Here is a 22,470-nt window from a genome sequence, read left to right on the forward strand (position 1 = left end):
CCTCCCGGCGGGACTAGTCTCAATCGAGGGTGACACGATGAATCAGCAGCTCCTGGCCAAGACCTTCGTCGAGCTGGCGGACAACCTGGTCGCCGACTTCGACCTCATCGATTTCCTGCGCCTGCTGACCGACCGCTGCGTGAGCATGCTCGATGCGAGCGCCGCCGGGGTGCTGCTCGCCGACCGGGACGGCAAACTGCGCGTGATGGCCGCCTCCGACGAACAGGTGCGCCTGCTGGAGCTCTTCCAGCTCCAGAACGACGAGGGCCCCTGCCTGGAGTGCTTCAGTACCGGCGCACCGGTGATCGTCCCCGACCTGACCCGGGAGGTGGACCGCTGGCCGCATTTCGCAACAGCGGCCCACCGCAGCGGCTTCGGCGCCGTCCAGGCCCTGCCCATGCGTCTGCGGGACGAGACCGTCGGTGCGCTGAACCTCTTCCGCGCCGCCCCCGGCCCCTTCGACCCGCCCGCCACGCTCATTGCCCAGGCCCTGGCCGACGTCGCCACCATCAGCCTCCTACAGCAACGCTCCACCCACCGCAGCACCGTCCTCAACGAACAACTCCAGACGGCATTGAACAGCCGCGTACTGATCGAGCAGGCCAAGGGCAAACTCGCCGAACGGCAGAGCATCGACATGGAACAGGCGTTCACCGCGCTGCGCGGCTATGCCCGCGCCCACAACCGGCGCCTGTCCGATGTGGCCCGCGCCTTCATCGACGACTCCGAACCCCTCCCCGGGCTGGTGGCCTGACCACCCTGGCGCGGGCTGTCGCCTCCGCAGACGCTGCCGAAGCGGCTCTGGCAGTGGCTCGGGGCAGCGTTCACAGCCGGCGCCAGCGAGCCGAGGCGAAGGAGAAGACACCGAAGAGGATCAGCTCGACCGCGACCGTGACCAGGAGCCACGGTCCCGCCGGTGTCTGTGCGAAGCTCCGGAGCGTCGCGTCCCCGCCCTTGGCCTCGTCCGGATCGAAGCGGACGGCTGCCACCCGGATGAAGATCCCGGCCGCGGCGAACACCACGCCCCGTGCCACGCCTCCACCCACGCCCAGAGCGGTGACGGCTTCGTACGGCGACTCATGGCGGCGGTGTCCAGCTGCCGCAGGAAGCTCCGCATGGCCGCCCGGACGGCGAGTACCGCGCCGATACCGATCAAGAGGCAACCCGCGGCTCCCACCAATACCTGGCCGTACGACAGTTCGAGCGCCGATGCCGTCCAGTCCTGTGACTGCTCGTTACCGCTGGAGCTCTGCCCGCCACCGGCCGCATACACCGCTGTGGCCCAGCAGACGGCGATGTAGAAGACCGCCCGCCCGCCGTCGAGGAGCGCGAACCCGCCTTCCGCCGGGGCCCCGTGGTGTGCACGGCGCGGGCTCCCCGCCAGAGCGCCATGGCCGCGAAACCGACCGCCAGCGCCCAGAGCATCGCTTTCCCGAAGGGCTGCGCCGCGATCTCGTGCAGCGCGCCCTGCCGGTCCGCCTGGCCGCCGCCGCTCCCGACGGCGATCCGGATGGACAGCAGCCCGATCAGTACGTACACGATGCCGCGCGCGACAAAGCCCGCCCGCCTGCGGCGGTCAGCGTCTCGCGCTCCGAGGAACGGGCCGCGGACTTCGCGCCCCGGCCACGCCCTTGCGTGTTGGACGACGTCACGATGTCCTCCCCATGGTGCGGGCGCGCGATACGCGCCCACCGCAACTGGCCTTGTCGCCGGACTGCTTCAGATTTCCGGAGACCTGGTCGGTCCTGCCGTGCCGCTGCAGTCGCCTGGTGCTTGATTGTCCGTCCGACGCTCATGGCAGCCTCCTGCCTGTCTGGTCAGTGAGCGCCCGCGCGTGATCGCCGTACAGGCCGTTGTTCCTGCGGGTAGGAACAAGCTCTGGAACGGACTACCTGCGGCTGTACCGGCGGCGGCCACCGCCGCGCCCGCGCTTGGCGAAGCCGACGATCCAGAGGACCAGGAGGACGGCGGCGACCCACCACAGGATCTGCAGGGTGAAGCCGAACCCGAAGACCACCAGGATCAGCAGAAGGAGAAGAATCCTTCATTGCCGGGCCTCCGGATCGCGGGGATTTCCTGATTTCCGCGGGGGCCGGGCGAAGCGGGAAGGTGGAATGCTGCGCCCGAAATGATCCGGAGTGGCATGGCCCTACGCCGTGTTGCCAGTCAACGCCCCTTGTCAACGCGGTGCCGACACTGAGGAGTTGTGGGGGTGGGCAGGGGCTGCCGGGGTGAACGGTGCCTCGGCGGGTGGTTCGGCCGGCTCGGTCGGCGACGTCGGCAGGATGTGGTCCTCCCACCGGGATAGGGCCCATCACGACGGCGAGCAGGACAAAGGGGGTTCAAGCCGGAACGATCAGCGCGTACATGCGTGCCGCCTGGTTTGGGATGCGTGCGACGCAGCGGACAGCAGATAGTTGCCCGCTTGAGGCACATCGGGCGCGCCGGGATCGCGTGACGCTGAGCGTGTGCGGGAACCGCCTCGCTCGTGACACGGCGGGTCCCGGCACCGATGCGCAGGGTGCGCCCCCGGAAGGAGCGCGAGAGGTGATCGACGCTGCCGGGGGCAGGGGCGGCATGTCGCACGCTAGCCCTCGCAGCGGTTCCCTGACAGGTGTCAAGCAGCCATCCACGCCGGGCAGACGCGCTGACCTCGCACGGTATCCACAACCGTTGGGCAGGACTACGCTCTGGTGTGAGGCCCCAGTCCCCGGTATCGATGCAGTGTCCAACTCCCGGGGAGGCCCACCGTGTTCGTCCTGCTCCTCATCCTCATCGCCGCCCTGTTCGGCCTCGGCTTCCTTCACCCGATCTGGTGGGTGGCCGCAGCGGTGCTGGTCTACGGCGCGACCCGGCACGCCCGCGATCGTGGCGGAGGCCGGAGCCGCGGCGGCGGTTCCGATCTCGGGGACTACCGGGACTACCAGGAGCGTCGGGATCGTCAGGACCGCTGGGACCGCCGCTACAGCCGCCAGAACCGGGCGCGCTGGAGGCGCGAGGACGGCCGGGACCACGAACACCACAGGTGACCCCGTGGAGTGGCCAGCGGCCACGGTTTCCGGACGGCTTCAGCCGGGCCGGACACGTCGAACTCGTTGAGAGGCGCATGTCATGCATCGCACAACCCTGTTACATGAGGACTCTTGGAAACTGCGGGCCGAGGCCACGTGGGGGAACGCAGCCGCTGGAGAGGATCTCGTCGCACTGCGCGCGGAGAACGATCAGCTGCGGCGGGCGCTGGCCGGCCGTGCGGTCATCGACCAGGCCCGCGGCATGATGATGGTCCTGACCCCTTGCAGCCGCGGGACGGCCAGGGACCTCCTGGTCGACATCTCGCGGCAGTGCCACACCAAACTTCCTGAGGTGGCCGCGGCCATGGTCGCCGCCTGGGAGGGCAAGCCGCTCCCGGAGCGGATGCAGCGGGCGCTGCGGCGTGCCCTGCGGCGGCTTTACGCGGAAGACCGACGGTGCGACTCACCCCCTGCCGATGAGCGGTCCAGGTAGGGAGAGGCCATGATTCACGCAGGCGACGTCCGGGAATGGCGCAACCGCGACGTCGTCGACACCGAGTCGCACAAGATCGGTGTCCTGGAGGCGGTCTATGTGGACACCACCACCGACGAACCGGCCATGGCCACGGTACGGACCAGACTGCCCACCCGGCACCGCCTGGTTTTCGCCCCCCTTCAGGACGCGATCGCCGGGCCGGACTGTCTCAAGGTCGGCTATGTCAGAACGTTGGTGAAGCAGGCCCCGTCGATCGGCACCGACGGCGTGCTTCCCGCCGAGCAGGAGGAAGCGATCTTCAAGCATTACGGACTGCCCTACCAGGCCGGTGCGGCCGGCGAACGGCAACTGGCGCGCCGCTGACCACCTACGGACGCGACGACTGCCGTGTTCGCCGCGGCAGACAGCCGTCAGCCGGGGCCCCTTGGTGAGGTGCCCGCGCGGCCGGTGATGTGACGGCAGGTGGGCATGCCCAGGTCGAGGGCCCGGCGGGTGCGTGTCTGATCTGCGTCGAGCTGCGCGAGATGGTCCTGCGCCCCGGCGAGGCTGACTTGCAGACCCTCGACTTCACCGAGCCAGCCCTCGCGTTCGGCCTCGTCCGTCAACTGGTGGCGGATCTCTCGCAGTCGCGCTGTCTCGGCGGCCAGGTAGGAGGGCGTGTCATGTTCCGCCCGTTGCTTGGCCGCAGCCCTCTCAGCGCGGGCCAGCCTCCCCACGCCCTGAAGGTGGCACGTCCGGGCTTCGGCGCGCGCCTGGCGCTCGAACGGTTCGCTGTCGGCGAGCCACGTCTCGATCGCGGGCAGGACGCCGAGGCCGAGCCGGCCTCGGACCTGGCTCCATTCGTGGGCAGGCAGCGTGCGGGGGGATCGAGTACAGGTCACGCCGTAGGTCGTTCCACTCGTTCCAGGCGTCCTGGCTGTTGGCGAGTGCCTCGTGCAGTCGGGTCAGCGCGGCGGCGTCCTGGGGCCAGGCACTGGCAGCGGCACGGCACCGGGTGAGCAGGATCGGCGCGTGTTCGAGAACGTCGCGGAAGGAGAGCCAGGCCCAGTCGGCGAAGTCCCGTTCCATTCCGGCGATCAGCCGGGAGTCGCCGAGCGGGACACCGTCGCTGTACCGGCCGGAGTCCTTGATCGCTTGGAGGGTCTGGTGTTCTTCCCGGATACGTTCCAGTGATCTCAGGACGGTGTTCAGGTCCCGGTTGTGCAGGGCACGGCGGTAGGCGGGCAGGAACGTGTGCGTGACGGCGTGCGCGGCCAGGCCCGGATCGGCGGGCAGCACGATGCTGCGCGGCGTGGCGGGGTCGTCGCGCGGGTCTTCCTGCTCCCGGTCAGTGAGCGCGCCGAGGAGGTAGCCGCTGCGGTGACCGGGGCGCTCGATCAGCAGCAGCTCGGTGCCGGTGTCTTCTTCAGCACGGAGGCGAACGGGATGCGGTGGTTGACGAGCGCGCGGTAGATGTCGCCGGCTTCTCACAGCATGGGCCAGAGGTCTTCCTGCCACAGTGGGTGGCTGTAGATCTCCAGCTCGGCGCTCCATGTGCCGGGCAGCCGGGCGGCGATCTCGGTGCCGATGTCGCCGAGGTAGGGGCGGGGGCGGGGGCTGGTGGTGATGGTGGCGCCGTGCTCGTGGGCGTGGTGCACCAGGGCGCTGGCGGTGGACCGGGCGGACTGCGCGTCGGTCAGCGGGGAGACGAACGCCCCGTTGGACAGGCGGCTGAATCCAGCGTCTTTGAGGGCGTGGTGGGCCTGTTGGTAGTCCTCGCCGGACGCGATGGCGACAAGGCCCAGGGCGCGGCTGGTGGTGAGGGTGATCTCGGCGGAGGGGGTGGGCATCAAGGTCCTGGAGGGTCGAGCCCGTGGCCCGCTTCGTCCGGACGCACGGGGCTCAGCGGGTCTTCGGGGCGCGCTTGGCCTGGGTGCTGCGCCGTGGTTCGGCGTGGGGAGGCTGCGCCGAGGGGCGCGGGGAGGGCGACGGGACCCGTTCAATGGTCACCAGGGGTGCGAGGACCGCGGGGAACGGGAAGACCGTGGAGCGCAGGGTGGGCCGGGGGTCGAGGGTCTCGGCGAGGACCGCGTGCAGGAGGAAGGGCGGCACCTTGTCCGTGCACGAGACGTCCCACACGCGACCGAGGTCTTCCGTGGCGGCGCCGAGGTGCCAGGTGATGGATGCGTCGTTGCGGATGGGCGGCGCGGGGGAGTCCACGGGGCGGTTGATGACGGCAGCGTGCCCGTCATGCGAGATGAATCCGTGGAGCCCGACGTCTTCGAAGTAGGTCCAGGAGTCGGCGTCGACGCAGAGCTCGAGCAGGCCAGGTTGGGTGCCGATGCCGTAGACGACGTGATCCGGGTCGGTAGCCAGTTCGGCTGTCAGGGTGCCGAGGGATTTGCTCGGACAGTGCTCATGATCGGCCGACAGCGCTCACGGAACCGCGGACCCTGCAATCGCGTTGTAGGGAGCGCGGTTTCGTGAGCAGTGGCTTCTGCTGCGATCCGGCTTTCCGCGCCCCATGAGCATCGCCTCGACAGCCGATCATGAGCAGAATGCACGAGCGGCTCCCACCTATCCGTCGCCCTGAGTACGGGCGTGCTGCTGCCGGCCGCTGAGGGTGGGTGTCGGTGCCTTCGGATGCGCTCTCCTGTGTGCCGTGCGGTCCTCCAACAGGCGCGTTGACCCGCGCGGCAGTTGGGGTGATGGGGAGCTTCAAGTGTCGCGACGATCGCCGGTTTCCGAAACCGGCGATCGTCGTCTATGTTCCCTTGGCGACCCGGAGCGGGCACGGCCGACGTGGTGGGGTGAAGGCCCTTAAAGTGGCGTAAGCCAACAACCGGCGGGCGCCGCACAGAACGAGCGCACCGGCCGTCGCGACCGACCCGGCCACGCCCCGGAGCCGCGCCGGACACCAGGCCCCGCAATGGCCCCGCATCGCAGCTGGCCGAGGCGCCCGAGCCCGTGCGATCGACACGCTCGGCGGGACCAGGCCCCGGAAGTATCGAAGCCCGCGGAGGCAGAAGCTGTGGCGTCGCCGACGGCCGCCGAAGAGCGGCCTGCGGCAGTTGCGCCGCCGAAGCCCACCGCTCCACCAGTGCCGCCCGGTCCTGCACCCGGGGCCGCTGCGGCGCCCGCCCCTGAAAGATGGCACCCGCGCTCTCCCGCGAACTGCGCGTCCTGTCCTGGACGGCGTTCGCGGGGATCGCGTTCGGCTTCCTCTACAGCCAGACCGACGCCAGCGTGCTGAGGTCGGTGGGGATGTCGCTGGCGGTGGCGGCCGCGGTGTTCGCGGTGACGTTCTACCGCCACTGCACGACGGAGTGAGCAACGGGCCGCGTACGCAGCCCCGTTGCGGAAGCCGCCGGATTGGCAAGGACTCACCCCGCTCTGCAGTTCGACGTCGCCCCGACGCCGCCGCCCGATGGCCCGCCCCCGGCCCTCTTCAGGCCCGGGGACGGAGCCATTTCAGTACGTCACGCGAGGTAAAACCCCGGCCGAGGATCAGTTTCGGCCGACATTGCGGCCCGAATAAACGTTACGGCCGACCCGGGGTCAGGTGATGGACGCGAAGAGTGGAACCGAGCCGGATGGACGGATTGCCTCAGGGGTAGGCAGTAAACACGATCGAAGGGGAGCCCATGTCTTTCAAAAACATCTTCGAGGGCGGCGGGAGTGAAGCCAAGTCCGCCGAAGAGTCCGCTCAAAAGGTGTACGAAAACATCCCGGGCGCCCGGCCCGAACGGCAAGGGGTCGACCCGGAACTATACGAGGGAATTTCGGATGTCGAGCGCGACCCGAAGATTGTGCGTGAGACGTCACCCGAGGCGCTCCGCATCATGAACGGCTTTCTGTCTCCGCTGTTCAAGAGGACCGGGTCGGCGGCCGCCGAACAGCGCGCCCCCTGCGAGGACCCCGCATCGACGGCCGGCATGGCGTCCTCGGCCGAGGGCGAGACGTTCAAGAAGGTGAAGGTGGAGATCAGGGACGAGGACCGGCCGGGGGTCAAGGGCGAGGACCTGCCGAAGATGAGCGAGGAAGAGATGGAAGAAATGATAAGGAAGAACTCCGAAGCGGCCGCGAAAGTCGAAAGGACCGACGGCGCACCGACCGAGGGTGAGTGACTGTCACATCGTTGCGATGCGCGGGAAAGGGAGGGCCCAAGGGAATGGGCGACGCCAAAAAGAACAATGTGAGTACGGCTCATCTCGGCGAACGGTACATGCGCCACCCGCTGACCGGCCGGAACCTGAAAGAGCTCGACGTCGCCACAAAGGCCCCCGCGATCCTGGAGCGGGACAGGGAGAAATTGAAGAGGAAGGCCGAGAAGAAGTCGCCGGACGGTGAGGATCGGTACGTCCACCCCATCGGGTTCTCCCTGAACAAGGGGCGGTTCCAGGAATTCCCCGAGGGGGAGGCCGCGGCGCACGAGCGCGGATGGACGGCCTACATGACGGTGGGTGTGCCGCTCGTCGAAGAGCGGGCCGACATCGCGCAGCCCCCTCCTGATGTGATCTCCAAGCAGACGTACGTCAACCGGACCGACCCCGTCCCCACGAAGTGGTCGCACACGGTCGAGTTCTCGATCTCGAACACGATCAGCTGGTCGCTCCAGGGACAGGTGCAGCTCACCTTCGGCGCGAAGGCCACCGCCTCGCTGCAGCAGCAACTGCAGAAGAGCATGGCGGCGAACCAGTCGCAGAAGACCACCCTGAAGAACAGCAAGGACAACCAGGGCGTCGACTCCGAGTCCCAGTCGCAGTCGACCAGTACGACCACGGCCACGAGCACCGCCACCGGCACCGGCGAGCTGTCGGCACAGCTGATGCTGGGGATCACCGCATCGGTCAGCGGCTCGCTGACCACCGCGTTCAAGACGTCGTCCACGCTGAGCGGTGAGGTCGGCAGCCGGGTGGACGTCCTGGCCACGCAGCGGCGCCAGGTGCGGAGGTTCGACTACGAATTCCCCATCTCCTTCGGCGGGTGGGTCGCGCTGTATTACCCCGAGCCGGTGGAGGTCAAGGAGACGCACCCGGACGGCCCGCAGGCCAAGGAGCCGAAGTACGCCAAGGTCATCGCGTGGAAGCTCGGCGAGACCGGCGCGGCCGAGGACACCTTCGACCTGACCGACGAGGGCAGGCCGTTCTTGCAGAGGGGGGAGGCCGAGGTCGTCTCCACTCTCGCCGGGGTCCATGAGGTCTTCGAGCTGGAGAAACTCGAGTTCGACAGCAAGATGCACCCTCTTCACAAGGGCGGCGGCGCAAAGCAGGCGAGTTCCCGGAAGCCTCCCGTCACGCTCGCCGACGGGCTGGGCACGGCCGACGGCCTCGCGCTGGACCGGGCGAACCGGAAGGCGTACGTCACCGACCGGTACAACAGCGGCAGGCTGCTGAAGGTGGATCTCGCCGACGACGGCGACGGCGACGGCACCGAATGGGTCCTGGCGACGCCGGGCCAGGTCAACGACGTGGCGCTGGACCTGCCGGGCAACCAGGCATACATCACCGACTACAGCGGCAAGCGCCTGTTCACGGTGGACCTGGCCGACCGCTCCGCCCCTCCGGTCGTGATCGCCGAGGGCATGTACGCGTACGGCGTCGCCCTGGACCTGCCGGGCGGCCGGGTCTACGTCACCGACGTGGAGAACGGCCAGCTGATCGAGTACGGCCTGAACGGCCGCCCGGCGCAGCAGCAGCGCACCTGGAACGTGCCGAGGGCCGCCGGGGTGGCGCTGGCCGAGGGCAGGGCGTACGTCGGTCAGTACGACCTCGGCGGGCTGTACGAGGTCGACCTGACGGCGGACGGCGCCACCCCGCGCACCGTGGCCACTCATTTCGGGTGCAGCGTCCGCGTGGCGCTGGACGGCGCGGGCCACGCGTACGTCTGCGACTCGGCCGGCGGCAAGGTGCACGAGGTCGTCGTGGCCGACGGCGAAGCCAAGGGCCGTCAGCGCGTGGTGGCCGACGGCCTGGGCAATGTCAGCGGCATCGAGCTGGACCGCGACAACGGCCTGATCTACGTCAGCAACCGGCAGGGCAAGCTGCTGCGGATCTCCGGCGTACTGCGGGGCGCCCCGGCACCGTCGTAGCGAGGCACGGCCCCCGCGGGGGCCCGGACGACCGTGCTCACAGCGTGCCCGGTGCGACCGCGCGGGCCATGGCCCGGTACCCGGCGTCGTTCGGGTGCAGGTGGTCGCCGCTGTCTTACGCGGGCGCGATCCGCTCCGGGTCCCGCGCGTCGGCGAGAGCCTTGTCGAAGTCGACGTAAGCGTCGTACGCACCGGACATCCGCACCCAGTGGTTGAACGCGCCGCTCACGGCGGCCGCGTGCTTGCCGTAGTGGTCGCAGCCGCCGAGCGGGAGCAGCGTCGCGCCCACGATCCGGACGCCCTTGGCCCGCGTCTGCCGTATCAACTCCCGGTGGCCGTTGATGAGTTCGCGGGCGGAGACAGTCGGGGCGGGCTTGTAGGTGGGGCTGCCGGTCTCGCTGAAGCCGATGTCGTTGACTGGCGCAGGAGAACCCGCCGTCCTTCGATCTCCGCGACGGTGAACTGCTCACCGTCGAAGGCGATCGGCAGGCCCGGTCGCAACATCGTCGTCCACTGGTTCATCCACGCCTCCGCAGGACGCACTCTCCAGACAGCGGCCGAGCCGCGAGGTCCGTGGTCAACCGCCCCGCCCACAACAGCGCCATCAGCGCCGGACGGGCTTCCTCGGGCTTCCTCGGGCTTCCGGCCCCCGGCCAGCCGCCGCTCGGCCAGCGCCAACTCATCGCCATCGACGACCTCCTGCCAAGCCCGTTCAACGCCGGCGGCAGGTACGACGCCAGCCGATAGGCGGCGAGGAACCTGATGTTCTCCAGCAAGATCGGCTCGGCGCCCGACCAGATCTCGTAAATTCGTCGGTGGCGAGGGCGTGAGGCTTGGTGAACCTGACGCTGTTTCCATGCGTGCGGGGTGCTGCTGCGGGGCCGCTTGCGGGCTGTCCCGGGCGCTGATGGTGAGTGCTGCGGATGAGGGGATCAGCGGGAACGGGACGGGGTTGTGGTGGCCGACGGGGCGGGCCCGGCGGTCGTGGCCGGTGGCGTGCGGGTATCGGCGGCGGCACGCAGGCCCTTCGCGGCGCGGGCGAGGTCCGCGTGGCACTCGCCGATCCGGTCCATGAGGTGCTGGTGCCCGGTGGCGATCGCACGGGCGCGGGCGGGACAGGGGGCCTGGCGGGTGAGGTCGGCGAGAAGACCGAGGACGTGGACGGCCGCGCCGAGGGCAGCGGGGGCATGACCGGTGGGTGCGGCAGCTCGGGCGAGCGCCAGCGTGATGCCGCGGTGGCTGGCCGTGACCCGGTCCGGGTAGCGGGCGGCGGCTCGGTGGCGGAAGGCGCTCTCCCCGGCCAGGTAGCCCAGCAGGCGGGCCAGGTGGCGGACTTCGTCGTCCAGGATCTCGCTCAGTGCCGGCTCTGGGCGGATCTGGTCGGGGAGCGGGAGATGGTCGGCGATGGTGTTGAGCCGGTCGGCCACGTCGTGCAGCAGCATCCGCTGGTCGGGATCGGACAGCGGCAACTCCTTGATACGGGGCCCGGGTTCTACCGCCGGGCCGTGGATTTCGGGGAGGAGGAGACCGCCGGCAGCGTCTTGCTCGCAGCTGCGGGTCCCGGAGCGGGAGTCGGGAGGGGCACGGCGCGGCGGAAGTTGACCCCGATGCCCTGGAGGGTGAGGCGCTGGGCGGCGAGCTGCACCAGCAGGGCACGCTCCTTGGGGCTGTAGGAGCACGGCAGCACGAAGGCGAACTCACTCGGGCGGTACTGGAAGCGGCAGCCGAACAGCGTCATGCGCGCCTCTTCGGGAACCGAGTCGTACGGTGCTCCCACCACTCCGTCCGGGTACCAGACCAGCGTGAGGGTCTGTGCGACCTCGGGCGCGGGCTGTCGGTGCGGCGGCTCCGGCTGGACGAGGGCGTTGGTGCGGACTGCGTCCAGGGCCGCCCGGTAGCGGGGTAGCAGGCGTCGGGTGACCGCGGCGGCGGCGCGGACCGGATCGTTGGAGACCGCGATGCCGTTCGGCTCACGTACCGGGGAGATCTGGTGGTTCTTGAAGCCGTCGGGCTCCAACGCGGCCACCACGAACTGGTACCGGAACAAGGGCCGGTCGGTGACGTAGAGCTCCTCTCCGTCGTGGCCGTACAGGATGGCGTGATGGCCGAGGACGTTCTGGCTGACGATGTGATCGACGTGGCCGGCGTCCCACAGTCGTTCGGCGAAGGGGAACTGGTCCTCGTAGGCGGTGTGCTGGTGGTACTCACTCGTCCAGGTGCCGGGCAGGCGGAGGGCTAGGGCAGCAGCGAAGGAGTTCAGGTCGGTTCGGGGTGGAGGCATGGGTTCCTGGAGGACGGGAGGTGTGTGATTCGCCCGTTGGGAGGCGGCGATCATGGTCATGCGGGCGTCACTGCGGGGTCCGGTGATCCGGCGGCTGAAGTGGACGCATCCGCGTGCGATCACTCCCCTGCGGGAGACGACTTTGCCGGTTGGCCCCCCGGGGCGCGGTAGAAGACGTAGTGCCACATCATGGCGGCCACGACCGGACCGAGGACGGCGCGTACGGTGCCGGCCACCAGACCTGACTCCGCGTACGCCGTGAAGACGTGCAGTCCTGTGATCACCCAGACCAGGACCTGCGCCAGTCCTGGAAGCAGCTGACTTTCGCGGCGGGCGAGTGGAGCCATCACGACGCTGGCCACCAACGCGAGTGCTCCCGCCACGACGAAGAGGATTTGCCCCACTGCGCTGGTCGTGCCGAGATAGTGGTCGGCGAAACGCCAGTTGGTGTCGGCGGTGTAAGCGGTACAGCAGACTGCCGAGATGGTGACTGCCAGGGACGTGGTGGTGTGCCGATGAGGCCGAGGCGCTATGGGCGTCACCGTCGTCTCCACCGTGGTCGCGGACTGGGTGTGGCTGGCGCGGATCTGTTCGGCGGTGCGGCCGTGGTTGTCGTACGGCTCGGAATCGGGGTTCAGAACGGTCCTGTCGTGATGAGGGCTCGGGTTCGTCCCGCTGGCCCGGCGGCGACTACGCGGTCCGGGGGGGTGCCCCTATGTCCTTGGTCAAGGGAAACGGGGGTGCGTTGGGTCGGCGGTCCGGGCAGCATGGCGGGGTGAGCGACCTGCTGTGGGATGACGTGAAGTGCTTCTTCGACCTGGACTTGATGGGGTCGTTGCCGGACGTGCGTGTCCCGAATGCCTCGGTGGAGGACTGGCAGGCGGTCCTCGACCTTGTCGCGGAGAAGGGCTGGAAGTGCGAGTACTCCGAGGGAGAGACGGTGCTTCCGGTGCCCCGGGCGGAGGCCGTGCTGTCCCGTGCGGCGGATGCCGAGTGCCCGGACCTGCGGGTCTGGCCGACCGCCGATGTGTTGGCGATCTTCAGCTTCCACGCTGACGACGAAGTCGACTTCGACGTCGACCTGCGGGAGTTGCAGGGCCAGGACCGACTTGATGTGCTCTGCGGCTTCCTTCGGGAGATCGGGCGGCGGTTGGGCAAGCCGGTACTCATGGACCCGGAGGGCGAGTGCGGCCATCCGGTGCTCGGCTTCGACGTCGAGGCTGATCGAGTCGTTCTCCTTGCAGACCCGCAGGTCAGTGACTGGGGCTGACGGCCGCGGTTCGTAGAAGGTGCCGTCGCGGAGCATGGCGAAGACGACGTCGGCTCGGCGTCTGGCGAGGCAGAGCAGGGCCTGGGTGTGGTGCTTGCCCTGGGCGATCTTCTTGTCGTAGTAGGCCGGGGAGGCCGGGTCGCCGAGCGCCGCGAACGCCGAGAGGAAGAAGGCCCGCTTGAGCTGCTTGTTCCCTCTCCGGGAAGGCTGTTCGCCGCGGATCGATGAGCCCGAGCTCCGGGTCGCCGGGGCGAGACCCGCGTAGGCGGCCAGGTGGCCGGCGGTCGGGAAGGTGCTGCCGTCGCCGACCTCGATCAGGATGCGTGCTCCGGTCCTGACACCGACTCCCGGCATCGACGTCAGGACCTGGGAAAGAGGGTGTGCCGCCAGTAGTTCCTCGATCCGCCCGGCGAGCAGTTTCCGCTGGTCGAGCACGGCCGTCAGCGACGCGGCGAGGCTCGGGACGATCAGCGAGCCCGCCTCGGTGCCGGGAGCGGTCACGGTCTGCTCGTCGAGGGCAGCGAAGATCTCGTCGACCAGGCGCTCGGCCATTCTGGGGGCCTTCGGCCGTAACAGCGTGACCAGCCGGCGCCTGCCCGCCTTGCGGATCTGGGCGGGCGAACCGAAGCGTTCCAACATGGCCAGGACAGCCTGATGCTGCAGCCGCGGCCCGAGCACACGTTCCAGCGAGGGGTGGATCTGGGTCAGCAGGCCGTGCAGCCGGTTCGTGACCCTGGTGGCTTCGCCGGCCAGGTCGTCGTCGAAGCCGACGATCATCTCCAGCTCGGCGATTGTCTCGTCCTCCCCGTCGAGCGCCCGCAGCGTGTGGGGCATCGCGCGGGCCGCGTCCGCGATGATGAACGCGTCCCTCGCGTCCGTCTTCGCCTCACCCGGGTAGAGGTCGGCGATCCGCCGTATCGTCCCTGCCGGCAGGTAGGCGACCGGGCAGCCCATGTCCCGCGCGACCGCCAGCGGCAAGGCCCCGATCGAAGCCGGCTGATCGACCACGACCAGCACCGTTCCGTGCTTGGCCTGGAGTTTCGCGAACAGCTCGCGGAGCTTGGGTTCGGTGTTGGGCAGGCGCTTGTCGAACGCCTTCTTTCCGGTCGGGGTGACGGCGGTGGCGTGGTGTTCGCCCTTGCCGACGTCCAGGCCGAGGAAGACGTCGATGTCGCCGGTGTCGATCACGTGCAGGCCCTTCCATCACGCTTTCGTCCGGCCTTGCCTCGGCACCGAGCTGCCACATCCACGTTACGGAGAGTTCTTCCGGCCCGGGTTGGAGCCGGTGCTCAAGCCCCTCATCAGCGGTCCGTCGATGCCTTCGGACCCGGTGACACCACCCCCCGGATCATCAACAACAGGAGGGGGAAGTCATGCCGGACCCGAAGGCCGGAGGCCCCATTGCGGAGCCGATGAAGACGGTAACGGGGGGGAGGAGCGTGGAGCGGAGCGTCGGACGTGTGAGGGTGGCCGGGCCGGTCTACGGCTCGTCGAACGCGAGGTCGTCGAGGGTGCCCTGCTGGTAGTGGAAGACGGCCTCTTCGAGCGGGCCGAGCCGCTCGAACGATGGGTGCTCCCGGAAGTCATCCATGCGGTCGCCGACGTACCGCTGCTTGGCTGCCTCAGCCGCGATGATGTGGACGGTGTTCCGGGAGGACACACGGCCTCACTGGGCCGTGTCGGTGGGGGTGGAGTCCTTCATCGACACCCAGATGCCGCCGCCGAGCCGGAGGATGCTGTCCGGGTGGTACAGCCCGCCGGTCTTGCGGTGGCGGCGCGGGCTGTGGCGTTCGCCGAGGTCACGGGTCATCCCCGCGGCGGCCTTGTGGATGGTTGCCTCGAACAGTTCCTTTTCCTGGCGGAGCCGTTCGCAGATCGCCTCGTACAAGTCGTCCGTGTGGATGCGTCCGATATCGGTGGTGACCTGTTGGGCGGCTTCCAGGGCGATCTTGCGCAGGGCCGGGTCGGATACGCGGATCACGGAAGGTCACGCTCCTTCCACACCGCCGCCATCTCGGCCAGCGCCGTTGCCGCGTGCTCGATCACCTTGCGGGTCACGGCGCGTCCGGGCGGCGCGAGTTCGGGGTCGTACAGGGCGAAAGTGCGGGTGCCCCGGACCTGCGCGAGTGAGGGCAGCACCTCGCACACCAGCTGGGTGGCGACCCGGCGCTGGCGCAGGTCCTCCTCTACGCGGGCCTTGCGCTCCGCCCAGGCACCCTGCAGTGTCAGCTCCTGCGCGGCAACGCGGTCGGCGAGCTGAGGGTCCTCCTCGCGCAGCCGGGCAAGCTGCGCCTCATCTGAGTCGGCCTGCGCCTTGTTCTGCCGGGCGACGGCGTACGCCTCGTCGAGGCCCATGTCGCCGCTGATCACCGGGTCTACGAGGTCGGGTGCGTGCTGCAGGACGGTGCTCGCGCGCCCCATCACGGCCAGGGCGACGCCGAGCTGTTTCCGAAACGGAACGCGCGCTCTGTTCCGAGCCGGAACGGCCGCCTTGTTCCGAAACGGAACGGGCTTTGACGGTGATCATCGCGGACTGTCCCTTGGTCAGGCTGCGGCGCCGCAGGTTGACGGACAGGACATAGACGTCGGGGGTGTCGCCCTCGAAGGTGACGAAGGCCGGTTCGGTACCGGCGCGTTCGCATGCGGCGAGCCGGCCGCGCCCGTCGAGGATGCGTCCTTGCCGGTCGAGGACGATGGGCTGCAGGAGCCCGTTTTCCTGAATGTCGTGGGCGAGGGCCGCCAGCTCGTCCTCATCGAGCAGCGGGATGAGCGAGGCGGTCGGGTGTGATTCGATGATGTCTCCGACCAATCGACTCGAGCCCTTTCCCATGCCCGGACCGAAACCGTAGTCCGGCCAACAGCCGTTCGCACCGTCCTGCAAAATTGCAAACGGAACCCGGAACTCACCCAGCAGGCGCCGTCGAAGGTCACCGTAAGTAACCACCACGCACACCTAATGCCAAAAAATTCCACCTTCCGCCCCGGAACGCTCCGGGGTGGTCAGATACCGACACCATCACCTGAAAGTCGACCTATAGCCACAGCGTCAACGCCACTCGTTCAGGTGAGGTGTGGGTGTGCGATTCCCGACCGCTCATGCAAATGCACCGATGGATGACCAGACGGGAATGCGTTGGCATGTCGCGTACCCGCTTTCGGACCGTGACGGCTTGGGCGTCGGGCCACACGTCCATGACTGCTCCTGCGCGGCCTGCCGATCGGCGGCCTACTTCGGTCTCAAGCGGCGCCATGTCGGCCAGCTCCCCGTGCAGGGCGTCGACCAGCGCCCGCTGTTCGTCCGGGCGGTTACCGGTGGTGCCCGACCAGCTCGTGCCATTGGGAACTGCACGTGACGATCGAGATCGTCGCCGACGCCCTTGATAGCTCTGCCCGACCAGCCGGACTGACCCTCTTGCAGGCCAATCGGCCACTGGGCCTACGGGGACAGGCGGCCGTCCTGTCTTCCCGTACAGCCGGAGCGTCCGAGTGCACACGGCCTGGTGCCGTCAGAGCACCCCAGGCCCGCAATAAGGTGCCGCCCCTCGGCGGCGGTGGGAACGGGGCGGCGCCTGCGCAACCTCAGTGGCGACACCGGGCTGGACCATCAGCGACGATCTCGTCCGGCAGAGGAGGTGTCAGCACACTCAGCCCCGTGATCGTCAGGACCAACAGGCGGCAAAGCGACGACCTTTCGGTACGAGGTACAGGAGGTGCGCGGGGCTGTCGGCAGACTAGGGCTTTTCTCAGTTGGGACGCTGGTTGGATCCGGAACCATGCCCCTCCTATCGGATACCGATCTCTGGCTGCGCCGTTTCCACGACGCGCCGCAAGGTGCCGCACCCCGTGTGGTGTGCTTTCCGCACGCCGGCGGTGCGGCCAGCTGGTACCGGCCGCTCGCCACCGGGCTGGCCACGCGGGCCGAGGTGCTGGTGGTGCAGTACCCGGGCCGCCAGGACCGTCACAACGAGCCCCTGATCGACGACGTACACGTCCTGGCCCGGCGCATCACCGAGGTGGTCGCCCCGCCGCGCGACCGCCCGCTGGTGCTGTTCGGGCACAGCATGGGCGCCTCCGTGGCGTTCGAGGTCGCGACGGCGCTCCAGGCCGGGTCGGCGGAGGTGGCCCACCTCTACGTGTCCGGGCGCCGGGCGCCGCAGCACTCCCACGACGAGCAGGTGCACCGGCTCGACGACGCGGGCGTGATCGCCGAGGTGCGCCGGCTGGCCGGCACGGACTCGCGCGTCTTCGACGACGAGGAACTGGTCCGCATGGTGCTGCCCGCGATCCGCGGCGACTACCGCGCCGCCGAGACCTACCGCTACCGGCCTGGACCACCGCTGACCTGCCCGGTCACGGCGCTCACCGGGGACGCCGACCCCAAGACGACCGTCCAGGAGGCGGCCGACTGGCAGGAGCGGACCACGGGCCCGTTCCAGCTGCGGGTGTTCCCCGGCGGCCACTTCTTCCTCGCCGAGCACAGCAAAGCGGTGATGGACCTGCTTTCCGGCGAATCACCTAGTGCTCGGCGCTCTACTTTGACACCAGTTCCGGGTCCGTCCCCTCGCGGACCTTCCGCGTGCTGAGAGGAAACCGGATGACCAGGCGTGCACTCATCACCGGCATCACCGGGCAGGATGGCTCGTACCTCGCAGAGCATCTGATCAAGCAGGGCTATCAGGTGTGGGGACTGATGAGAGGACAGGCCAACCCGCGCAAGTCGCGGGTGTCCCGGCTGATGTCCGAACTGTCTTTCGTCGACGGCGACCTGATGGACCAGGCGTCCCTGGTCTCGGCGGTGGACCTCGTCCAGCCGGACGAGGTCTACAACCTCGGCGCCATCTCCTTCGTACCGATGTCGTGGCAGCAGGCCGAACTCGTCACCGAGGTCAACGCCATGGGCGTGCTGCGCATGCTGGAGGCGATCCGCCAGGTCTCCGGCCTGTCCGCCTCGCGGCACGCCACCGGCAAGCAGATCCGCTTCTACCAGGCGTCGTCCTCGGAGATGTTCGGCAAGGCCGCGGAGACCCCGCAGCGCGAGACGACCATCTTCCACCCGCGCAGCCCCTACGGCGTAGCCAAGGCGTACGGCCACTTCATCACCCGCAACTACCGCGAGTCGTTCGGCATGTACGCCGTCGGCGGCATCCTCTTCAACCACGAATCCCCGCGCCGCGGCGCGGAGTTCGTGACCCGCAAGATCTCCCTGGCCGTCGCCCGGATCAAGCTGGGCCTCCAGGAGAAACTCCCCCTCGGCAACATCGATGCCCTGCGCGACTGGGGCTTCGCCGGCGACTACGTGCGGGCCATGCACCTGATGCTGCAGCAGGAAACGCCCGACGACTACGTCGTCGGCACCGGCGAGATGCACTCGGTGCGCGAGGCCATGAGCCTCGCCTTCGAGCACGTCGGGCTCAACTGGCAGGACCACGTGTACATCGACCCCGCCCTGGTGCGTCCCGCCGAGGTGGAGATCCTCTGCGCGGACACCACCCGCGTCCGCCAGGAACTGGGCTGGAAGCCCGAGGTCGACTTCACGTCGCTGATCCGGATGATGGTCGACGCCGACCTCAAGCACGTCGCCACCGAGCACGAGTACGGCGATCTGCTGGCAGCCGCCGGCTGGTAGCCCGCGGGACCCACCGCAGACCCCGAGCGGGGCGCGCACTCGGTGCGCGCCCCGCTCGTTCTTGCTGCCCCACCGCTCAGGCGGAGTGGAGTTCGGCGTAGAACCCCCCGCGGGCCAGGAGTTCGGTGTGCGTGCCGCGCTCCACCACCCTCCCGCGGTCCATGACGACGATCAGGTCGGCGCCCCGGATCGTGGACAGCCGGTGCGCGATCACGAAGCTCGTGCGGCCCGCCCGCAGGGACACCATGGCCTGCTGGATCAGCGCCTCGGTGCGGGTGTCGACCGACGAGGTGGCCTCGTCCAGAACCAGGATCGAGGGCTGCGCGAGGAAGGCCCGCGCCAGCGTGATCAGCTGCCGCTCGCCGGCGCTCAGACCGCCGTGGTCGTCGTCCAGCACGGTGTCGTAGCCGTCCGGCAGGGCACGCACGAACCGGTCCACGCACATCGCCCGGGCGGCGTCCACGATCTCCGCACGGGTGGCCCCCGGGCGGCCGTACGCGATGTTCTCGGCGATGGTGCCGTGGAACAGCCAGGTGTCCTGCGAAACCAGGCCGATCCGCGAGCGCAGGTCCGCGCGGGTCAGGGTGGTGGTGTCGGTGCCGTCCAGGAGGATGCGGCCGGAGTCGGGGTCGTAGAAGCGCAGCAGCAGGTTGCCCAGGGTCGTCTTGCCGGCGCCGGTGGGGCCGACGATCGCCACCAGCTGACCGGGCTCCGCCGTGAGGGACAGGTCCTCGATCAGCGGCTCGTCGGGCACGTAGCGGAACGACACGTCCGAGAACTCGACCCGGCCCCGCACGCTGGTCAGGCGCTTCGGTTCGGCCGGGGCGGGCGACTGCTCGGGCTCGTCGAGGAGTTCGAAGACGCGGCGGGCCGAGGCGATGCCGGACTGGAGCTGGCCGGAGAAGTTGGACACGTCGATGATCGGGCGGCTGAACATGCCCGAGTACTGGACGAACGCCTGCACGTCGCCGATCGTCACCGCGCCCGAGGCGACGCGCAGCGCGCCCACGACCGCCACCAGCACGTAGTTGAGGTCGGTCACGAAGCGCGTCGTGGGCGCGACGAGACCCGAGAACACCTGGGCGCGGTAACCGGACTGGTACAGCGCCTCGTTGTGCTCGTCGAACCGCTGCTCGGCGAGTTCCCGGCGGCCGAAGGCGGTGACCAGGGAGTGACCGCTGTAGGTCTCCTCGACCTCGGCGCTCAGCTCGCCGGTGCTCTTCCACTGCTGCTGCACGCGCGGCCACGCCCGCTTGCCGATCCACGTCGCGAGTACCAGCGCCACCGGCACGCTGATCAGGACGAACACCGTCAGCTCGACGGAGATCACCAGCATGATGGCCAGCACACCGACGACCGAGAAGACCGAGTTGATCATCTGGCCGATGGTCTGCTGCAGGGTGCGCTGCAGGTTGTCGATTTCGTTGGTGACCCGGCTGAGCACCTCTCCGCGCGGATTGCGGTCGAAGTAGCTCACCGGCAGGCGGGTGAGCTTGGCGTCGACGTCCTCGCGCAGCCGGTGCACCGCGTGCTGCACCACCGCGGCGGCCAGCCGCCCCTGCGCCAGCATGCACAGCGAACCCACCACGTACAGGGCGACGATGACCGCGAGCACCCCGCCCAGCGCACGCAGGTCCACGCCCTGGCCTGGGGTGACGTCGACGGTGCTGATGACGTTGGCGAGGGTGTCCTTGCCGTCGGCGCGCAGATGCTCCAGCACCTGCTCCTCCGACGCGTTCGCGGGCAGCGAGCGGCCCACGAGACCGGCGAAGATGAGGTCGGTGGCGTGGCCCAGCAGTTTGGGGCCCAGCAGGTTCAGCACGATCGAGACGGTGCCGAGCAGGGCCGTCGGGACGAGCTTGGCCCGGTAGGGTCGCAGCAGGCCCAGGAGCCGTCCGGTGGTGGCGGGTTCGTGTTTCTCGGCGGGTGCGGGTACGGCCGCCGGGGGCGCCTCGCGGGTCGGGGCGGTCATCGGATCTCCTGGTGGACGGGCTGGGAGAGCGCGATCTCCCGATAGGTGGGGTTGTCCCGCGACAGCTGTGCGGGCGTGCCGGAGCCGACCACGTGTCCGTCGTCCAGCAGCAGGACGTGGTCGGCGTCCTCGGCCGCGCCCACCCGCTGCGTCACCAGGAGCACCGTCGCGTCGGCGAGTTCGGTCGCCAGCGCGGCCCGCAGCCGGGCCTCGGTGCCGTGGTCGAGGGCGGAGAAGCAGTCGTCCAGCAGGTAGATGCCGGGGCGTCGGACCAGCGTCCGGGCGATCGCCAGACGCTGGCGCTGGCCGCCGGAGAGGTTGGAACCGCCCTGCGCCACCGGCGCGTCCAGCCCGATCCGCTCGACGAACTCCCGTGCCTGGGCGACCTCCAGCGCGTGCCACAATTCGGCGTCCGTGGCGTCAGGGCGGCCGAAGCGCAGGTTCGAGGCCACGGTGCCGCTGAACAGGTGCGGCTGCTGCGGCACATGGCCGACGGTCTGCGACAGCACCGCCGGGTCGATGGCGCGTACGTCGACGCCGTGCACCCGGATGTGGCCGGCGGTGACGTCGTACAGCCGCAGCACCAGGTTCAGGAGGGTCGACTTGCCGCTGCCGATGCTGCCGAGGATCGCGACCTTCTGACCGGACCGGACGACGAGGTCGACGTCGCGCAGGACGGGCTTCTCCGCACCGGGGTAGCCGAAGGCGGCGCCCCGCAGTTCGAGGTGGCCGGGGGCGGGAAGCTCCCGCACCGGACGCTCGGGCGCCGGCACGCTGGTGCGGGCGTCCAGCACCTCCTGGATACGCCCAGCCGAGACGGCGGCCCGCGAGCCCTCGGTGAACACCATCACCGCCATGATGATCGAGACGATGATCAGCGTGACGTAGCTGAGCAGCGCGGTGAGGGCGCCCAGCTGCATGTCGCCGGCGTCGATCCGCCGCCCGGAGACCCAGATGATCACCACGGTCAGGACGTTCATCACGATCATCACCACGACCGGCATGGCCGCGATGATCCGCCCCACCCGCAGCGACACCTCGAACAGCTCGTCGTTCGCGCGGTCGAAGCGGGCACGCTCATGGTCGTCGCGGACGAAGGCGCGGATCACCCGCACCCCGCTGATCCGCTCGCGCAGCAGGTGGTTGATGCGGTCCATGGACTTCTGCATGCGCGCGTAGAACGGGCTCAGCCGGCCCAGCACCACCGTCAGGCTCGCGATCACGGCCACCACGAGCGCGACGACGACCACGGACACCGCGACGTCCTGGAGGACGGCCAGCACGACTCCGCCCAGGCACATGATGACCGCCGACACCGCCACGTCCGCCGTCGTCAGGACGATGGTCTGCACCTGCTGGACGTCGTTCACGGTGCGGGTGAGGAGCGAGGGCGTGCCGATCTCGCCCACCTCGCGCGCCGACAGGCCGAGCACGGCCCGGAAGACCCGGCGGCGCAGATCGCGTCCGAGGCCGGCCGCGCACCGGGCGGCGAACACGACGGCGCCGGTGGCGGTGACGATCTGCACCACGGCGACGGCCAGCATCACCGCGCCGATGGTGAAGATGTACTCCACGTCGCCGGTGAGGATGCCGTGGTCGATGACGGCGGCGTTCAGGGTGGGCAGCAGCAGGGTGGCCACGGTCTGGATCAGTTGCAGCACCAGCAGGGCCACAAGCCCTCGGCGGTAGGGCCGCAGATGGGTTTTCAGGAATCCGATCAGCACACGGCACTCCCCTTGAGGTC

28 protein-coding genes and 3 pseudogenes are annotated in these 22,470 nt (G+C 69.3%); 13 read left to right on the forward strand and 18 right to left on the reverse strand.

The annotated features are described in order from the left end of the window. Positions 1-37: 37 nt before the first annotated feature. Positions 38-754 carry a GAF and ANTAR domain-containing protein gene (locus AB5J49_RS43935; RefSeq protein ID WP_217242876.1) on the forward strand — a complete coding sequence of 239 codons (717 nt, stop codon included), beginning with the start codon at positions 38-40 and terminating at the stop codon, positions 752-754. A gap of 70 nt (positions 755-824) precedes the next feature. Here AB5J49_RS43935 and AB5J49_RS43940 read toward each other — a convergent pair whose 3' ends face one another. The 4 genes and pseudogenes from AB5J49_RS43940 to AB5J49_RS43955 all read right to left on the reverse strand — a co-directional run bounded on the left by AB5J49_RS43940 (position 825) and on the right by AB5J49_RS43955 (position 2,041). Then, positions 825-1,034, reverse strand: a complete 210-nt coding sequence (locus tag AB5J49_RS43940; protein WP_369174467.1) for a DUF1206 domain-containing protein — start codon at positions 1,032-1,034, stop codon at positions 825-827. A gap of 137 nt (positions 1,035-1,171) precedes the next feature. Then, positions 1,172-1,273: pseudogene (locus AB5J49_RS43945) on the reverse strand (hypothetical protein); the annotation flags it as partial. Positions 1,274-1,422: 149 nt separating this feature from the next. Further along, positions 1,423-1,692: pseudogene (locus tag AB5J49_RS43950) on the reverse strand (DUF1206 domain-containing protein); the annotation flags it as partial. Between the two features lie 196 nt (positions 1,693-1,888). Continuing rightward, on the reverse strand, positions 1,889-2,041 hold the full coding sequence (locus tag AB5J49_RS43955; protein ID WP_369175450.1) for a hydrophobic protein: 153 nt from the start codon (positions 2,039-2,041) through the stop codon (positions 1,889-1,891). A gap of 709 nt (positions 2,042-2,750) precedes the next feature. Between AB5J49_RS43955 and AB5J49_RS43960 the strand changes: the two genes are divergently transcribed. From AB5J49_RS43960 to AB5J49_RS43970, 3 genes are all read left to right on the forward strand, one after another. Next, the gene (locus tag AB5J49_RS43960) at positions 2,751-3,029 is read left to right on the forward strand and encodes a hypothetical protein (protein WP_369174468.1); all 279 of its coding nucleotides are present in this window, start codon (positions 2,751-2,753) and stop codon (positions 3,027-3,029) included. Between the two features lie 82 nt (positions 3,030-3,111). Continuing rightward, entirely contained in the window at positions 3,112-3,504 is a 393-nt protein-coding gene (locus AB5J49_RS43965; protein WP_369174469.1) for an ANTAR domain-containing protein, read from the forward strand. 9 nt (positions 3,505-3,513) lie between these two features. Next, positions 3,514-3,870, forward strand: a complete 357-nt coding sequence (locus AB5J49_RS43970; RefSeq protein WP_369174470.1) for a PRC-barrel domain containing protein — start codon at positions 3,514-3,516, stop codon at positions 3,868-3,870. Between the two features lie 47 nt (positions 3,871-3,917). Here AB5J49_RS43970 and AB5J49_RS43975 read toward each other — a convergent pair whose 3' ends face one another. Then, positions 3,918-4,388, reverse strand: coding sequence for a hypothetical protein (locus AB5J49_RS43975; RefSeq protein WP_369174471.1), 471 nt, complete (start codon positions 4,386-4,388; stop codon positions 3,918-3,920). 130 nt (positions 4,389-4,518) lie between these two features. Here AB5J49_RS43975 and AB5J49_RS43980 point away from each other — a divergent pair, with 130 nt between their 5' ends. Together AB5J49_RS43980 and AB5J49_RS43985 are read left to right on the forward strand one after the other, a co-directional pair. Then, entirely contained in the window at positions 4,519-4,680 is a 162-nt protein-coding gene (locus tag AB5J49_RS43980; RefSeq protein ID WP_369174472.1) for a hypothetical protein, read from the forward strand. A 60-nt stretch (positions 4,681-4,740) separates the two neighbouring features. Next, a complete protein-coding gene (locus AB5J49_RS43985) occupies positions 4,741-4,959 on the forward strand; it encodes a hypothetical protein (RefSeq protein WP_369174473.1) in 219 nt (72 codons plus the stop codon). A gap of 14 nt (positions 4,960-4,973) precedes the next feature. Here the strand turns inward: AB5J49_RS43985 and AB5J49_RS43990 are convergent, their stop codons facing one another. After that, the gene (locus AB5J49_RS43990) at positions 4,974-5,336 is read right to left on the reverse strand and encodes a hypothetical protein (protein WP_369174474.1); all 363 of its coding nucleotides are present in this window, start codon (positions 5,334-5,336) and stop codon (positions 4,974-4,976) included. A gap of 52 nt (positions 5,337-5,388) precedes the next feature. Further along, a complete protein-coding gene (locus AB5J49_RS43995) occupies positions 5,389-5,919 on the reverse strand; it encodes a DUF317 domain-containing protein (protein ID WP_369175451.1) in 531 nt (176 codons plus the stop codon). Between the two features lie 717 nt (positions 5,920-6,636). On the opposite strand from AB5J49_RS43995, the gene AB5J49_RS44000 reads away from it, so the two are divergent. From AB5J49_RS44000 to AB5J49_RS44010, 3 genes are all read left to right on the forward strand, one after another. Next, the gene (locus AB5J49_RS44000) at positions 6,637-6,816 is read left to right on the forward strand and encodes a hypothetical protein (RefSeq protein ID WP_369174475.1); all 180 of its coding nucleotides are present in this window, start codon (positions 6,637-6,639) and stop codon (positions 6,814-6,816) included. Positions 6,817-7,130: 314 nt separating this feature from the next. Continuing rightward, positions 7,131-7,613 carry a hypothetical protein gene (locus tag AB5J49_RS44005; protein WP_369174476.1) on the forward strand — a complete coding sequence of 161 codons (483 nt, stop codon included), beginning with the start codon at positions 7,131-7,133 and terminating at the stop codon, positions 7,611-7,613. Positions 7,614-7,657: 44 nt separating this feature from the next. Continuing rightward, complete coding sequence (locus AB5J49_RS44010) at positions 7,658-9,577, forward strand: hypothetical protein (RefSeq protein ID WP_369174477.1); 1,920 nt, start codon at positions 7,658-7,660, stop codon at positions 9,575-9,577. Positions 9,578-9,692: 115 nt separating this feature from the next. Here the strand turns inward: AB5J49_RS44010 and AB5J49_RS44015 are convergent, their stop codons facing one another. Next, entirely contained in the window at positions 9,693-9,902 is a 210-nt protein-coding gene (locus tag AB5J49_RS44015; protein WP_369174478.1) for a hypothetical protein, read from the reverse strand. Between the two features lie 248 nt (positions 9,903-10,150). On the opposite strand from AB5J49_RS44015, the gene AB5J49_RS44020 reads away from it, so the two are divergent. Further along, positions 10,151-10,324 carry a hypothetical protein gene (locus AB5J49_RS44020; protein WP_369174479.1) on the forward strand — a complete coding sequence of 58 codons (174 nt, stop codon included), beginning with the start codon at positions 10,151-10,153 and terminating at the stop codon, positions 10,322-10,324. A 185-nt stretch (positions 10,325-10,509) separates the two neighbouring features. Here AB5J49_RS44020 and AB5J49_RS44025 read toward each other — a convergent pair whose 3' ends face one another. The 3 genes from AB5J49_RS44025 to AB5J49_RS44035 all read right to left on the reverse strand — a co-directional run bounded on the left by AB5J49_RS44025 (position 10,510) and on the right by AB5J49_RS44035 (position 12,400). After that, positions 10,510-11,046: a hypothetical protein gene (locus AB5J49_RS44025; RefSeq protein ID WP_369174480.1), complete on the reverse strand. Its 537-nt coding sequence runs from the start codon at positions 11,044-11,046 to the stop codon at positions 10,510-10,512. Between the two features lie 23 nt (positions 11,047-11,069). Further along, on the reverse strand, positions 11,070-11,858 hold the full coding sequence (locus AB5J49_RS44030; protein WP_369174481.1) for a hypothetical protein: 789 nt from the start codon (positions 11,856-11,858) through the stop codon (positions 11,070-11,072). A gap of 119 nt (positions 11,859-11,977) precedes the next feature. Further along, a complete protein-coding gene (locus AB5J49_RS44035; protein WP_369174482.1) occupies positions 11,978-12,400 on the reverse strand; it encodes a hypothetical protein in 423 nt (140 codons plus the stop codon). A gap of 233 nt (positions 12,401-12,633) precedes the next feature. Here AB5J49_RS44035 and AB5J49_RS44040 point away from each other — a divergent pair, with 233 nt between their 5' ends. Further along, entirely contained in the window at positions 12,634-13,128 is a 495-nt protein-coding gene (locus AB5J49_RS44040) for a hypothetical protein (RefSeq protein ID WP_369175452.1), read from the forward strand. A gap of 3 nt (positions 13,129-13,131) precedes the next feature. Here AB5J49_RS44040 and AB5J49_RS44045 read toward each other — a convergent pair. The 5 genes and pseudogenes from AB5J49_RS44045 to AB5J49_RS44065 all read right to left on the reverse strand — a co-directional run. After that, positions 13,132-14,313 (reverse strand): annotated as a pseudogene (locus AB5J49_RS44045) (IS110 family transposase); the annotation flags it as partial. A gap of 295 nt (positions 14,314-14,608) precedes the next feature. Next, a complete protein-coding gene (locus AB5J49_RS44050) occupies positions 14,609-14,788 on the reverse strand; it encodes a hypothetical protein (RefSeq protein WP_369174483.1) in 180 nt (59 codons plus the stop codon). A 6-nt stretch (positions 14,789-14,794) separates the two neighbouring features. After that, positions 14,795-15,109 carry a hypothetical protein gene (locus tag AB5J49_RS44055; protein WP_369174484.1) on the reverse strand — a complete coding sequence of 105 codons (315 nt, stop codon included), beginning with the start codon at positions 15,107-15,109 and terminating at the stop codon, positions 14,795-14,797. Next, positions 15,106-15,498 carry a hypothetical protein gene (locus AB5J49_RS44060; protein ID WP_369174485.1) on the reverse strand — a complete coding sequence of 131 codons (393 nt, stop codon included), beginning with the start codon at positions 15,496-15,498 and terminating at the stop codon, positions 15,106-15,108. The genes AB5J49_RS44055 and AB5J49_RS44060 overlap by 4 nt, the downstream gene beginning before the upstream one ends. After that, on the reverse strand, positions 15,422-15,958 hold the full coding sequence (locus AB5J49_RS44065) for a ParB N-terminal domain-containing protein (RefSeq protein WP_369175453.1): 537 nt from the start codon (positions 15,956-15,958) through the stop codon (positions 15,422-15,424). Before AB5J49_RS44065 ends, AB5J49_RS44060 begins: the two co-directional genes overlap by 77 nt. Positions 15,959-16,901: 943 nt before the next feature. On the opposite strand from AB5J49_RS44065, the gene AB5J49_RS44070 reads away from it, so the two are divergent. After that, positions 16,902-17,711 carry a thioesterase II family protein gene (locus AB5J49_RS44070; protein WP_369174486.1) on the forward strand — a complete coding sequence of 270 codons (810 nt, stop codon included), beginning with the start codon at positions 16,902-16,904 and terminating at the stop codon, positions 17,709-17,711. An 11-nt stretch (positions 17,712-17,722) separates the two neighbouring features. Further along, a complete protein-coding gene (locus AB5J49_RS44075) occupies positions 17,723-18,754 on the forward strand; it encodes a GDP-mannose 4,6-dehydratase (protein WP_369174487.1) in 1,032 nt (343 codons plus the stop codon). Between the two features lie 76 nt (positions 18,755-18,830). Here the strand turns inward: AB5J49_RS44075 and AB5J49_RS44080 are convergent, their stop codons facing one another. Beyond that, on the reverse strand, positions 18,831-20,726 hold the full coding sequence (locus AB5J49_RS44080; RefSeq protein WP_369174488.1) for an ABC transporter ATP-binding protein: 1,896 nt from the start codon (positions 20,724-20,726) through the stop codon (positions 18,831-18,833). Next, positions 20,723-22,450, reverse strand: a complete 1,728-nt coding sequence (locus AB5J49_RS44085) for an ABC transporter ATP-binding protein (protein ID WP_369174489.1) — start codon at positions 22,448-22,450, stop codon at positions 20,723-20,725. Before AB5J49_RS44085 ends, AB5J49_RS44080 begins: the two co-directional genes overlap by 4 nt. Between the last annotated feature and the right edge of the window lie 20 nt (positions 22,451-22,470).

The sequence above is a fragment of the Streptomyces sp. R28 genome (assembly GCF_041052385.1).
Lineage (GTDB): Bacteria > Actinomycetota > Actinomycetes > Streptomycetales > Streptomycetaceae > Streptomyces.

Bases quoted from the DNA above. Each gene is read 5' to 3' on its own strand.
- AB5J49_RS43965 (WP_369174469.1), top strand. From the start codon at position 3,112: ATGCATCGCACAACCCTGTTACATGAGGACTCTTGGAAACTGCGGGCC.
- AB5J49_RS44030 (WP_369174481.1), bottom strand. From the start codon at position 11,858: ATGCCTCCACCCCGAACCGACCTGAACTCCTTCGCTGCTGCCCTAGCC.
- AB5J49_RS44065 (WP_369175453.1), bottom strand. From the start codon at position 15,958: ATGGGAAAGGGCTCGAGTCGATTGGTCGGAGACATCATCGAATCACAC.
- AB5J49_RS43935 (WP_217242876.1), top strand. From the start codon at position 38: ATGAATCAGCAGCTCCTGGCCAAGACCTTCGTCGAGCTGGCGGACAAC.
- AB5J49_RS44005 (WP_369174476.1), top strand. From the start codon at position 7,131: ATGTCTTTCAAAAACATCTTCGAGGGCGGCGGGAGTGAAGCCAAGTCC.
- AB5J49_RS44080 (WP_369174488.1), bottom strand. From the start codon at position 20,726: ATGACCGCCCCGACCCGCGAGGCGCCCCCGGCGGCCGTACCCGCACCC.
- AB5J49_RS44010 (WP_369174477.1), top strand. From the start codon at position 7,658: ATGGGCGACGCCAAAAAGAACAATGTGAGTACGGCTCATCTCGGCGAA.
- AB5J49_RS43970 (WP_369174470.1), top strand. From the start codon at position 3,514: ATGATTCACGCAGGCGACGTCCGGGAATGGCGCAACCGCGACGTCGTC.
- AB5J49_RS44000 (WP_369174475.1), top strand. From the start codon at position 6,637: ATGGCACCCGCGCTCTCCCGCGAACTGCGCGTCCTGTCCTGGACGGCG.
- AB5J49_RS44075 (WP_369174487.1), top strand. From the start codon at position 17,723: ATGACCAGGCGTGCACTCATCACCGGCATCACCGGGCAGGATGGCTCG.
- AB5J49_RS44070 (WP_369174486.1), top strand. From the start codon at position 16,902: ATGCCCCTCCTATCGGATACCGATCTCTGGCTGCGCCGTTTCCACGAC.
- AB5J49_RS43990 (WP_369174474.1), bottom strand. From the start codon at position 5,336: ATGCCCACCCCCTCCGCCGAGATCACCCTCACCACCAGCCGCGCCCTG.